Source organism: Commensalibacter sp. M0355, assembly GCF_016101365.1.
Taxonomy (GTDB): Bacteria; Pseudomonadota; Alphaproteobacteria; order Acetobacterales; family Acetobacteraceae; genus Commensalibacter; species Commensalibacter melissae.
On record NZ_JACFQQ010000001.1, the window covers coordinates 78,405 to 90,647 of the forward strand.

General features: G+C 35.0%; 12 protein-coding genes. 4 read left to right on the plus strand and 8 right to left on the minus strand.

Annotation, left to right across the window (positions count from 1 at the left end; genetic code table 11):
• The first annotated feature begins 208 nt into the window (after positions 1–208).
• Both eno and H3T44_RS00380 read left to right on the plus strand, forming a co-directional pair.
• Entirely contained in the window at positions 209–1,498 is a 1,290-nt protein-coding gene (gene eno, locus H3T44_RS00375; RefSeq protein ID WP_155565487.1) for a phosphopyruvate hydratase, read from the plus strand.
• A gap of 35 nt (positions 1,499–1,533) precedes the next feature.
• Complete coding sequence (locus H3T44_RS00380; RefSeq protein WP_122123610.1) at positions 1,534–1,863, plus strand: septum formation initiator family protein; 330 nt, start codon at positions 1,534–1,536, stop codon at positions 1,861–1,863.
• A gap of 102 nt (positions 1,864–1,965) precedes the next feature.
• Here H3T44_RS00380 and rpmG read toward each other — a convergent pair whose 3' ends face one another.
• The 4 genes from rpmG to H3T44_RS00400 all read right to left on the minus strand — a co-directional run bounded on the left by rpmG (position 1,966) and on the right by H3T44_RS00400 (position 5,538).
• Positions 1,966–2,133 (minus strand): 50S ribosomal protein L33, encoded by a 168-nt coding sequence (gene rpmG, locus H3T44_RS00385; RefSeq protein WP_008853818.1) that lies wholly within the window; start codon positions 2,131–2,133, stop codon positions 1,966–1,968.
• A gap of 156 nt (positions 2,134–2,289) precedes the next feature.
• Complete coding sequence (bioD, locus tag H3T44_RS00390; RefSeq protein WP_198195498.1) at positions 2,290–3,705, minus strand: dethiobiotin synthase; 1,416 nt, start codon at positions 3,703–3,705, stop codon at positions 2,290–2,292.
• A complete protein-coding gene (locus tag H3T44_RS00395) occupies positions 3,698–4,363 on the minus strand; it encodes an alpha/beta fold hydrolase (RefSeq protein ID WP_198195499.1) in 666 nt (221 codons plus the stop codon). The genes bioD and H3T44_RS00395 overlap by 8 nt, the downstream gene beginning before the upstream one ends.
• 2 nt (positions 4,364–4,365) lie before the next feature.
• Complete coding sequence (locus H3T44_RS00400; RefSeq protein ID WP_198195500.1) at positions 4,366–5,538, minus strand: pyridoxal phosphate-dependent aminotransferase family protein; 1,173 nt, start codon at positions 5,536–5,538, stop codon at positions 4,366–4,368.
• 67 nt (positions 5,539–5,605) lie between these two features.
• Here H3T44_RS00400 and H3T44_RS00405 point away from each other — a divergent pair, with 67 nt between their 5' ends.
• The gene (locus H3T44_RS00405) at positions 5,606–6,856 is read left to right on the plus strand and encodes an adenosylmethionine--8-amino-7-oxononanoate transaminase (RefSeq protein ID WP_370552710.1); all 1,251 of its coding nucleotides are present in this window, start codon (positions 5,606–5,608) and stop codon (positions 6,854–6,856) included.
• On the opposite strand, the gene H3T44_RS00410 is transcribed toward H3T44_RS00405, so the two are convergent.
• The 3 genes from H3T44_RS00410 to uvrC form a co-directional block, all read right to left on the minus strand.
• Entirely contained in the window at positions 6,853–7,485 is a 633-nt protein-coding gene (locus H3T44_RS00410; RefSeq protein ID WP_155565493.1) for a hypothetical protein, read from the minus strand. The genes H3T44_RS00405 and H3T44_RS00410 overlap by 4 nt on opposite strands.
• An 87-nt stretch (positions 7,486–7,572) precedes the next feature.
• Positions 7,573–8,151, minus strand: a complete 579-nt coding sequence (pgsA, locus tag H3T44_RS00415) for a CDP-diacylglycerol--glycerol-3-phosphate 3-phosphatidyltransferase (protein WP_198195502.1) — start codon at positions 8,149–8,151, stop codon at positions 7,573–7,575.
• Positions 8,152–8,245: 94 nt separating this feature from the next.
• Complete coding sequence (gene uvrC / locus H3T44_RS00420) at positions 8,246–10,108, minus strand: excinuclease ABC subunit UvrC (RefSeq protein WP_198185307.1); 1,863 nt, start codon at positions 10,106–10,108, stop codon at positions 8,246–8,248.
• Between the two features lie 450 nt (positions 10,109–10,558).
• On the opposite strand from uvrC, the gene xth reads away from it, so the two are divergent.
• The gene (gene xth / locus H3T44_RS00425; RefSeq protein ID WP_198195503.1) at positions 10,559–11,353 is read left to right on the plus strand and encodes an exodeoxyribonuclease III; all 795 of its coding nucleotides are present in this window, start codon (positions 10,559–10,561) and stop codon (positions 11,351–11,353) included.
• 4 nt (positions 11,354–11,357) lie between these two features.
• Here the strand turns inward: xth and H3T44_RS00430 are convergent, their stop codons facing one another.
• Complete coding sequence (locus tag H3T44_RS00430) at positions 11,358–12,074, minus strand: response regulator transcription factor (protein WP_198195505.1); 717 nt, start codon at positions 12,072–12,074, stop codon at positions 11,358–11,360.
• Between the last annotated feature and the right edge of the window lie 169 nt (positions 12,075–12,243).

A 12,243-nucleotide genomic window follows, 5' to 3' on the forward strand; every position in this document is an offset into this window, starting at 1 on the left:
AGATTTCTCCATAATGATCAATTATTTTTTTTAAAATTAGCTGAATATTGTAAATAGCTGGCAATTTGACCATTTCTTGATTATACTTGGTAATGTTTAACAAAATGTCCAATATTCTTGGCATTTTACTAAGTTATCAATCTAGTTAAATAGATTTGGAAATACAAATTTTTACTCTTATTAAAAATAAAAATGTAAGGATTAAATAATGAGTACAATTGTTGATATTCATGCTCGGGAAATCCTCGATAGTCGCGGAACCCCAACAATTGAAGTCGATGTAGAACTGGAAACAGGCGTTATTGGACGTGCCGCTGTTCCATCCGGGGCTTCTACCGGCGTTCATGAAGCCGTTGAACTTCGTGATAATGATAAAAACCGTTATAATGGCAAGGGTGTTCAAACAGCTGTTAAAAACGTCAATAGCGAAATATTCGAAGCAATCGTTGGTCTTGAATCCTTGGATCAGTTACAAATTGATCAAACCATGATTGAACTCGATGGTACTCCGAATAAAGGACGTCTTGGCGCTAATGCACTTTTGGGTGTTTCAATGGCTGCTGCCAAGGCGTCAGCAGAGGAATTGGGTCTTCCATTATATCGTTATATAGGTTCTCCATATTCACATATTCTTCCAGTTCCAATGATGAACATCCTGAATGGTGGTAAGCATGCCGACAATCCTATCGACATTCAAGAATTCATGATTGTTCCTCACGGGGCATCTTCAATTGCTGAAGCTGTGCGCATGGGTTCTGAAGTTTTCAATGCATTGAAAAAAGACCTTAAAGCAGCGGGACTAAACACGAATGTTGGTGATGAAGGGGGATTTGCCCCTAACCTCAAATCAGCACATGAAGCATTGTCCTATATCGTAAAAGCTATTGAAAAAGCTGGATACAAAGCTGGTGAGGAGATTTCCTTGGCGCTAGATCTTGCCTCTTCAGAATTTTTCAAGGACGGTAAATATAATATGACAGGTGAAGGGAAAATTTTCAATTCCAGTCAGATGGTTGATTATATTGCCGAACTTTGCAACAGTTTCCCGATTATTTCTGCAGAAGATGGATGTGCTGAAGATGATTGGGAAGGATGGACTGAATTAACACAAAAACTGGGAAATAAAATCCAATTGGTCGGCGATGATTTATTTGTAACCAATCCTGAAAGACTTGCAAAGGGAATTAAAGCCCATGTAGGTAATTCATTGTTGGTTAAAGTCAATCAAATCGGAACATTATCTGAAACTTTCAAGGCGATGGAATTGGCACATCGTCATGGTTATACAACCGTTGTAAGCCACCGTTCTGGTGAAACTGAAGATGCTACTATTGCTGATTTGGCTGTTGCAACCAATGCAGGACAAATTAAAACCGGTTCCCTTTCCCGTTCTGACCGCATGGCAAAATATAATCAATTAATCAGAATTGAGGAAGATTTGGGAAATACAGCCAAATATGCTGGTCGTAACGCCTTTAGAGCTTTAGAAACCTTGTAATTCTTTTTCAATTGATAAACACGGGGAGAAAATCAATGCATATCATACATGCAATCAAAAGATTTGTAAAAGCAACGATTCCTCCCCTTTTCTTCTTGTTACTGACAGCATATTTTGTAAAAAATACCTTTGATGGGGATCATGGCCTAAAAAGTTATCATATTCAACAGGAACAGATGATAAGAGCACAGCAAAGTCAGCAAGATGCAATTTCCGAACAAGCAGCCTGGGAAAGAAGAGTAAAAGGATTAAAAGAAAATGCCCTTGATGCAGACCTTTTAGATGAGCGAACACGGGTTATGTTAAGTTATTCAAACCAGGAAGAAATTGTTATTCCTTATAAAACAAATGAACATCTTTATTAATATAAAAGATTATTGATTTATTGAAACAAATCTGAATAAAAAAACCCTGACTAAATCAATAGTCAAAGTTTTTTTTTGATCCATAAATTAATTTAAGATTAATTACTTAATTTTTGCTTCACGGAAAACAACGTGTTTACGAACAACTGGATCGTATTTTTTCAATTCCATCTTGCCGGTATGGGCTCTTGCATTTTTTCTGGTTACATAGAAAAAACCAGTTTCCGCCGTTGAAAGCAATTTAATTTGTATTGTGTTACTTTTCGCCATTCTGTCCTCATTTTGATCAGGCTGATTTACTAAAATATAACTATATATTTAAGGGTTATATTTTACATATAAAAGCAAGTCTATTCTTTAATTCAACTTACTTACAAAATTTTAAGATTTTGTCAAATATTATTTGTTCATAATATTTTACGGATTCTAGACCATTTCTTCAGGAATGGAAATACATTCACATAACGTGGAAAGATTATCTGGATTTACATTTGATAGAAAAGGCACTTGTCCCAAAATCTTGACTTTTCCATGACTTATTATAGAATTTTTACAATCTTCGTTCAACGGGCCATTTAAAATTACCCCTGAAATTTTTATATTTCTATTTCTTAAAGCCTCGATTGTCATTAGGGTATGATTCAATGTTCCCAAAATAGTTCGGGCTACAACTATAACAGGTAAATTAATTTTTTCAATAAGATCAATGATAAACAAATGATCATTGATAGGTACAAAAATCCCACCCGCGCCTTCAACTATGTATTTGTTTTCTTGTTTTAAATCAGACACATTCACGTAATCAAGGCTTAATTCACGATTTTCCAGTCTTGCAGCATCTTCAGGAGATAAAGGTGCTTGCAATTTTATAATTGGGGATAAATATTGTGTCTCGGAAAGTTCGGCTAAATGGCAAACTGTATCTGTATCTCCAATATCACAATTTAAACCTGTTTGAATAGGTTTCCAATAAACCGCATTTAGCAATTTTGTTAAACATGCAGAAATTAGTGTTTTTCCAATATCTGTATCAGTTCCCGTAACAAAAAAACCTTTAGCGGAAAATTTACGGAAAACACCGTAGGCTATATGATAAGAACAATAATTGTAATTTTTACTAAAATCAGAAAGAACTTTCTTAAACTGAGATAACTTCAAGGGTTTTGAGGTTTCGAGAGGAACAGAAGCTCCTATAGAACGAAGTCCTTTGAAAAAATCAATTGCTGTGTCAATTTGAACAATGATCTCATCAGTTTCCCAACGACCGGTTCCTGTTTCTGGCCAAACTGATTGAATAGATTCAATTGATGGATAAGTCTGTAAATTACAGCTAAAATCATTGTCGTTATAGATAGAACGCCATTCTTTAAACGTTTCAAACGTTAGGGTAGAACAAATCAAATAGCCATTTTGTTTCAAATAATTTGTAAGAGTCCTGATTGCACTTGCAACATTATCAAACCATTGGAAAGTCAGGCTTGAACAAATCAAATCATATTTTTCATCCAATTCTGGATATTCACCATCCATAAGCTTAAATGTTAAATCGTATTTATGGTTTTTGAACTTATTTTTTGCACGATTCAGCATTTCAGGTGATATATCCGTCAATACAAAATGTGCATCAGGAAAAAAGTCGATAAGATATTGAGTTAATAATCCAGTTCCACAACCAATTTCAAGAATTGATATTTTTTCTTTACGATCGACTGAAGTTCTGAACTGTTTCCGAATACAATCAGACAATTTTTTCGCAACAATTTTTTGTATTGAGGCAAATTTTTCATATTGATCCGCCTGATCAAAAGCTTTGATTATTTTTTCTTTATAATTTCTAGACATTATTTATAAGTTCTCTGATGATTTCCGCACAGGCATTCGTTTTTGATAAAGGCAATATATGTGTATCATCGTCAAGCCACAAATAGTTGCATTCTTGAAATGATTGTATGGTCATGGTTTCATTAACAACAGGATCTTTTTTTGAAGCTATAACTGTGAGTTTATTTCTGATCTGTGGAATGATACTTCGAACATCCCCAAATTTAAGAAATTCAAGTCCTTTTTGCAATTCTTCAATATTAAAGCTGGGCAAAAAATTTACTACTTGACCACATTGCTGATAAAACTGTTTCATTATAAGATTTGAATCAGTGGATAATCCTCTGGACATACGATCCAGAACCCTTAATGCCACACCTTTCGGAAATGTAGGATCTCTGGAAAATCTGGCGAAACTGTTAATAGCCACGTAATATTTGAAACGAAAAGAAAAATTTTTTAAGAGATATAAAAAACCTAAAGAGTGTCCTACAGCAATATATTTCTCTTGTAAGTTTAAAATTGAATTAAGATTACAATTTTTATCCGTGTTTTTCCCTATAAAACCCAAATCAATTGTTTCCGAGTGGTATTCTTTTAGATTATTTTGTAATTTTTGCCAAAATGATGATGAATATCCCCATCCATGGACAAATAGCAAACGATAATTATTTTTCATGATCAATGAATTGAAATTAGATCAATTGAATGAAAAGATTTTAGTAAATATTCTATTTCATCCTCTCGATGACCGGCACTAAGGGTCAATCGTAAACGACTTCCATGAAAGGGAACGGTGGGTGGACGAATTGGGGTAATCCAGATATTTTTTTCCTTCAAAGCATTTGCTATTAGTTGAGCCTTTATTGGTGATCCGACAATAATGGGAATTATATGTGAAATAGACTGACCACATTGATATCCCATTGACTCTAATTGTTTTCTAACCTTTTCAGCCTGTTTAACCAAAAAGGCACGTTGGTTTGTTAATGAAGGCATTAATTCTAGTGCTGCCTCAATGCTACCCATTATGGCGGCGGGCAAAGCAGTCGTGTGGATAAAAGCAGAACAAAAATTCACCAGCCATTCACATAAATCTCTGGATCCAGCTATATAGGCCCCAAAACTTCCCCACGCTTTACTAAATGTTCCCATCGTTAAATCAGCAAAGGCAGGAGCCAATCCCTCGCCTTTACTTCCAAATATTCCGGTTGCATGTGCGTCATCTAGAAATAAAAAGGCATTAAATTGGTCGGCAATTGATCTTAATCTTTTCAAGTCACAGACATCGCCATCCATACTGAATATGGTTTCCGTTAAAATTATTCTTGAACCTTTTTCCCCCTCAATTTTTTTCAACCGTGTTTGTAGATGGTCAAGATCATTGTGATTGAAACGGATCTGCCTAACTTGACCAGCTTTGCATCCATAATGCAAACTGGCATGATTCAATTTATCCGTAAATACCCATACTGGTTTTGGAAAATTTTCAATGAGGGAAGCAACAACTCCGACATTTGCCTGCCAACCTGATGGAAATATTAATGCCGCTTCAGTTCCTAGAAAATTAGCTAATTTCTCCTCAATTTTACCATAATATGAAGCATTGGACGTAATTAATCTGGATGCCCCACTTCCAGTACCATATTGTCTTAAAAACTCATCACCTTTAATTTTTAAATTTGCATTGTTTGATAATCCCAGATAATCATTACTAGAAAAATTTATATAACTTTTACCCTTATTTTTTATATGTAATGAATCAATTATTTCAAATGTTGGCAATTCTCTTTTTAAATCCTCTTTAGCTCTTTTGTCTAATTCCCGAGCAAAAAAAATATCAAATCGATTCATTAAGTTATTCTTTTCAAATTTTTGTTTAGTTATGCAAACTCTACCATACAATTATAGGCAAAATCCCGTGTTTCATTCAACTTTAAAAAATATATGGTTACCCTATACACAAATGAATAATTGTAATGCCCCAATTGTTGCAAAAGCCACGCATGGAAGTACAATTATCCTAAATGATGGCGCTAAATTGATTGACGGTATTGCTTCATGGTGGACAGCCTGTCATGGGTATAATCACCCACATATTATCAAAACGGTAAAAAAACAACTTGAACTAATGCCTCATATTATGTTTGGTGGCATTATTCATCAACCTGCAATTGATTTGGCAAAACATCTGGCAAACCTGTTGCCTGGAGATTTAAACAAAGTTTTTTTTTCTGAATCAGGCTCCGTATCTGTGGAAGTGGCACTAAAAATTGCAGCCCAATTCTGGTTAAACCAAAATAACAATATCAAAAACAAAATCATTTCTTTTCATGGTGGATATCATGGTGATACCATGGCGACAATGGCGGTTTGTGATCCTGAAGAAGGAATGCATAATTTATTCAAGAATATTATTCCCCACCAATACAACATTCCTTTGCCTGATACCTCGGAGAAACAAAAAGATTTCATTCAGTTTCTAGAAAAGCATCATAAAACCATTGCTGCAATTTTAATTGAACCTTTGATACAGGGAGCTGGAGGCATGTTATTTCATTCTCCAGAAATTTTAAGATTTTTGCGAAAACAAGCTGATCATTTTGAAATTTTATTGATATTTGACGAAATTTTTACCGGGTTTGGCAGAACGGGAAGTTTTTTTGCCTGTGAACAGGCAGATGTCATTCCGGATATTATTACACTTTCGAAAGCATTAAGTGGAGGCACGATGGCATTGGCTGCAACCATTGCGAAAGAATATATATTTGACGGGTTTTTATCTGATATTGATCAACATGCCCTGATGCATGGACCAACATTTATGGCCAATCCCCTGGCCTGTTCCGCTGCCAATGCATCCTTGGAAGTTTTTGATCAATACAATTGGAAGAATGCAGTCAGTTCCATTGAAAGACAAATGAAAAAAGAATTAACACAATGTAAAAATTTAAAAAATGTCAAGGATGTTAGGATAAAAGGGGCCGTTGCCGTTGTTGAGTTATACAATATTTCAAACTTAAACCGTCTAAAGACAAAATTTATCCAACAGAATGTATGGATACGTCCCTTCAGAAATATCGTTTATCTTACACCCTCTTTCACCATAACACCTGAAGAATTATCCTTGTTAACTAATTCAATATATGATGTGATCAAACATGAATATTAATTTTCACCATCATTTTTTGATGATTTATTTTTACCTTTTTTACTTTCATTTTTAGATGTCGGCAATTGGCTATCCGGGATAATCTTTACAACACCCCTGGAATTGATAATGGTACTGGTTCCATCCCCATTCGGAACGATTACTGGAGCGTCCTTACCTTTTTCAATATATTTCGCTCCCTGATCCTTAATTGAGTCAGGCAGCCTTCCATTGATGAAATCCGTCATTCCATTTTTGATCTGATATTGTTCCCCAACATTCAGATTACCATCTTCTGGAAAATCAACAGGAACAGATTGCTTATTGATTTGATCATGCGTTACGCTGTCTACATCACCACCTGCCGCTCTACTGTAATCTGATAGGGAGAAACTTTTATCATCACTCGCAACATCACTCAACGTAGGTAATGCAGGAGGACGAGAGGGCCAAATATTTTCACTTTGAGGTAACAAAGGGGTTGTAGCTATCGCCATATTGCCTTTTACCCTTTGCATATTTTCCGCATATCCTTCTGGAGCCTCGGGATTATTTCCTGGTAAAGAAACGGTATCATCAAAAAATTTATCTATCCCGGAACACCCACTTAATATCAAAAATGTGGTAATAAGTGCAGCATAATTCCGCATGATTGTTCTCCATCCGTTTTAAAAATTTGATGATACATAATTTAAAAAAATACATATCCAACAAGATAAAATTCAAATATAAGTTTTTTAAAAATCCGTTTTATTAATAAATCTGATACCCGTATGAATATAACTCCAACCCGTAATCATAGTTAAAATTGCCGCAATCCATAATAATATCGATCCGATAACATTAACCGGAAACCAGTTAATGTTCAATAATTCTGCACTGCTATCTCCAGCAAGTAAAAAACCAATAGCCACCATTTGAAAAGTTGTTTTCCATTTTGCCAGTTTTGTGACAGGTAGGCTGATCTCGAAAGAGGAAAGATATTCTCTTAATCCGCTGACCAGTATTTCTCTTGCCAAGATAATCATTGCAGGAATCAGTCCACCGTATGGAAGACGATCGTAACCAGCCATAACAATCAATATGATACCTACCAGTAATTTATCCGCAATGGGATCAAACATTTTTCCAAAGTCGGAAAGCTGTTGCCATGCACGGGCAAGCTTACCGTCTAAATAATCCGTAATACCAGCGATAATAAATAGTATACAGGCCAATAAATCTGTTACCGGCTTATGAACCATTACAAGAACAGCCACCAAGGGTATTATAATTATACGGGACAAGGTAAGACAATTAGGTAAATTATAAAACATTTCTATTTAGGATCACGGCTGAACATTTATCAAAATAGTTATTTAACATTTTATAAAAAAAATGGAATAAAAAATATATATTTTCTTATATTTGTTACTTATATACACCAGGTCTAAAATAATCATATATTGATTCAGCCAATACTCTATTAATACCTGGAATATTTTCTAAATCCGAAACACTGGCCTCTTTAACGGCGCTGGCAGAACCAAAATGGTTTAGTAGATTACGTTTTCTCTTATTACCTATACCCGGAATTGAATCCAGTTCGGATTTTTCTATGCTTTTTAATCTTCCCACTCTATGAGTAGTAATGGCAAATCGATGCGCCTCATCTCTTAATCGTTGCAGATAATACAGAACAGGATCTCTTTCGGACAATTGAAAAGGATTTTGATCACGTGTAAAAAACCACTCTCTCCCTGCATTCCGATCCGGTCCTTTGGCAATACTGACCAAGGCGACATTTTCAATCCCGAGCTCTTTCAAAATTGCATCAACAGCCGAAAACTGTCCCGCACCACCATCTATTAACAGTAAATCAGGGAAATTCTGCCAATCAGCAATTTTACCCTTGTTAAAACGTCTGAATAAAACCTCGCGCATCATACCAAAGTCATCTCCAGGGGTAATATCAGATTTAATTGAAAATTTACGATAACCAGACTTAATAAAACCTTCAGGTCCAGCCACAACCATTGCCCCATATGCATTGGTACCCATTATGTGACTATTATCGTAAATCTCAATTCTTTTCGGAATATCAGACAGATGAAAAATATCACGAACCTGTTCTAATAATTTTGTTTGTGATGCAGTTTCAGCCAATTTTCGATCAAGCGCCATATGGGCATTATGTACCGCATGATCAACAACTGCCCTTTTCTCCCCTATTTTTGGTACATACAAGCTTACCCTTTTCGATGCCCTCATACTTAATGCCTTACTCATCAGCGCTTGGTCAGATAATTTAATATTCATGTATATTTGTGATGGTGGCGGTTTATTTTCATAGAATTGTCCCAAAAAGGCGTCCAAAATTTCTTCGGGGCTTTGATCCTCTGTTTGTATCGGGAATAAAGCACGATTGCCATTATTTCTTCCCCCTCTAATAAAAAACACCTGAATACAGGTCAGATAACCTTTTTGCGCAAATGCTATTATATCAGCGTTGTCGATTGTTGCAGGATTAATTACTCCATTTGTTTGAACATAGGTAAAGGCCCGAATACGATCACGCATCACCGCGGCACGTTCAAAATCCAATTGTTCTGACGCCTTCTCCATTTCGGTAGCCAATTGCTGCTGAATAATGTTTGTTTCTCCAGAAAGAAATGATTTTGCTTGATTTATGAGATCATCATAATCTGTTTTACTAACGCGATTATCACAAGGACCAGAACATCGTTTGATCTGATAAAGCAAACATGGTCGCTTTCTGGAATTGAAAATACTGTCTTCACAACTTCTTAGCAGAAATATTTTCTGTAAAAGTTCAAGAGTCTGATTGACTGCCCCAACCGAAGCAAACGGCCCCCAATAATAATTTTTCTTGGATATTTTTCCCCGATGTTTATCAATTCTAGGCCATTTTTCTTTTGTAATAACTAACCAGGGGTATGATTTATCATCCCTCAACAAAATATTATATCGTGGTTTAAGACTTTTAATCAGATTGGCTTCAAGTAGTAGAGCCTCAGCTTCCGTATAGGTGGTTATAATTTCCATGGAAGTCGTTTGCAAAATCATTTTACGTATACGCTCGGTCAATTGTGTCAAGCGTGTATAGGAGGATACACGTTTTTTTAAATTTTTTGCTTTACCAACATATAAAACTTCCCCTTTTTCATTAAGCATACGATAAACCCCTGCCGTTTCAGGCATTGTTTTCAAAGCATGCTTAATTGCTTTTGTTCCCTTATACGAATCCAAAGGTTTGTAATCATGAAGTTTCATTGCATTTTTTTTACCATCATCACAAATAAGTTCTGTTATCCTTTTATTTTCTAAGACTTATCTTACTTCTCCACTGATCTTGTGGATAACTCTATGGATGAATATCTAATATATGGATGTAAAAGGCAGTTTATCAAGCCCTTATATGTTTTGCCTAATTTTTAAGCAATTAATATAACTCATTGATTTTCAATCATTTTTATTGTTACATGGAATTATTCAATATTTATAACTAATTTATCACAAACCCTAAAATCACTGTCAAGTCCAATAGTGGACAAAATGAAAATTTTAATTTCAATAATGTAATTATCCACAATTTTCAATATTAAGATTTATTTATTTTTTACTGGACATTTTCTGATTAAATTCCTAAATTGACCTTCTTCTCTTAATTTGAATTTATTTTAAATTATAATCAATTTCCCTTTTCAAATTTGAAATTTCTATATGCGTATAATTAGTTGGAACATTAATTCATTAAGGTTACGCTTGCCTTTGTTAAAACAACTGGTAGAATTAGCAAATCCCGATATTTTATGCCTTCAGGAAACAAAAGTCCCTGATCCTCTTTTTCCCCGATCTGAAATAGAATTGCTCGGTTTTCACAATTGTCTTTTTAAAGGAATGAAAAGTTATAACGGCGTTTGTATTTTATCAAAACATCCATTAGGATATCATGTTTCCAATACCAGACAATGGTGCGGTAAAAGTGACTGCAGACATATTTCAGTTCAATTCAATTATAAAAATAAAAAAATAAACCTTCATAATTTCTATATTCCTGCAGGTGGGGATGAACCTGATCCAACTATAAATCCAAAATTCAAACATAAATTAGATTTCCTGACAGAAACAAAAGAATGGTTTTCTCAAAATAAGGAGACCAGTTCAATTCTTGTAGGAGATTTTAATATTGCACCCTTGGAAAATGATGTATGGAACCACAAACAATTATTGAAAATTGTCAGTCATACACCCATTGAAACTGAAAAACTCAATCAATGGTTACATACGGGTTATATTGATGCAATGCGTGAAATAATTCCTCCCCACGAAAAACTATATACCTGGTGGTCTTATAGAAACCGTAACTGGGAAAAGTCAAACCGGGGAAGAAGATTGGATCATTTATGGATTTCCCCAGATCTACGATCACACCTAAAAACAATTCAGGTTTTTAAAGAGGCTAGAAACTGGGACAAACCTTCTGATCATGTCCCAATCATGCTTGAATTAAAATAAATAACTAATCTTCATTTTTATCAGAAATTGAGCTCAGCCGATATCCACCAGCCTCAGTTATCAGAAGGGTTACATTCGAAGGATCAGGCTCGATTTTTTGGCGTAGACGATAAATATGGGTCTCAAGTGTATGGGTTGTCACCGCTGAATTATATCCCCAAACCTCATTCAACAAGACTTGTCTTGGTACTGGTCTTGATCCTGACCGATATAAAAATTTGAGTATGGCAGCCTCTTTTTCAGTTAAACGGATCCGACGATTTGAATCCTGTTCCTGCAACGACTTTGCAGACGGACGAAAAATATAATTGCCAATTGTGAAAACAGCATCCTCACTACTAGCAAAAATACGCATCTGTGCCCTTAATCTTGCCAGTAACTCGGCAATGCGAAATGGTTTTGATACATAATCATTACCGCCTGCATCAAGCCCCCTTACAACATCCTCTTCATTATCTGAACCTGTCAGCATAATAATGGGTGTTCTGCAACCTTCCTTACGTAAATAGGCACATAGATCACATCCATCGCCATCTGGAAGCATTACATCCAATATGATTGCATCATAATGCTTATCAGAATCCAGAATTTTGTTTTTAGCCTCTTTTACCGTTAAGGCACTTGAAACCTCAAATTCTTGATTTTCTTGCAATTGTTCGGTTAGTGTTTCAATTAACTTTGGATCATCATCAACCACTAAAACAGGATGAATGCCTGTCATTGAATTTACCCTTCTTTTAAAACCATATCCCTATTACAAATATAAGGATGAAGTTAGAGATTAGTATCTTTATACTCAAAATTACGTTAATTTTTAATAATTTTTAACTAAAAATTACAAAAATTTTCAATTTTATAGCTCAAAAATAATTTACTTAAACTCAAATTAC

Coding starts and splice junctions, on each gene's coding strand:
- eno (WP_155565487.1), top strand. CDS start 209: ATGAGTACAATTGTTGATATTCATGCTCGGGAAATCCTCGATAGTCGC.
- H3T44_RS00380 (WP_122123610.1), top strand. CDS start 1,534: ATGCATATCATACATGCAATCAAAAGATTTGTAAAAGCAACGATTCCT.
- rpmG (WP_008853818.1), bottom strand. CDS start 2,133: ATGGCGAAAAGTAACACAATACAAATTAAATTGCTTTCAACGGCGGAA.
- bioD (WP_198195498.1), bottom strand. CDS start 3,705: ATGTCTAGAAATTATAAAGAAAAAATAATCAAAGCTTTTGATCAGGCG.
- H3T44_RS00395 (WP_198195499.1), bottom strand. CDS start 4,363: ATGAAAAATAATTATCGTTTGCTATTTGTCCATGGATGGGGATATTCA.
- H3T44_RS00400 (WP_198195500.1), bottom strand. CDS start 5,538: ATGAATCGATTTGATATTTTTTTTGCTCGGGAATTAGACAAAAGAGCT.
- H3T44_RS00410 (WP_155565493.1), bottom strand. CDS start 7,485: ATGCGGAATTATGCTGCACTTATTACCACATTTTTGATATTAAGTGGG.
- pgsA (WP_198195502.1), bottom strand. CDS start 8,151: ATGTTTTATAATTTACCTAATTGTCTTACCTTGTCCCGTATAATTATA.
- uvrC (WP_198185307.1), bottom strand. CDS start 10,108: ATGAAACTTCATGATTACAAACCTTTGGATTCGTATAAGGGAACAAAA.
- xth (WP_198195503.1), top strand. CDS start 10,559: ATGCGTATAATTAGTTGGAACATTAATTCATTAAGGTTACGCTTGCCT.
- H3T44_RS00430 (WP_198195505.1), bottom strand. CDS start 12,074: ATGACAGGCATTCATCCTGTTTTAGTGGTTGATGATGATCCAAAGTTA.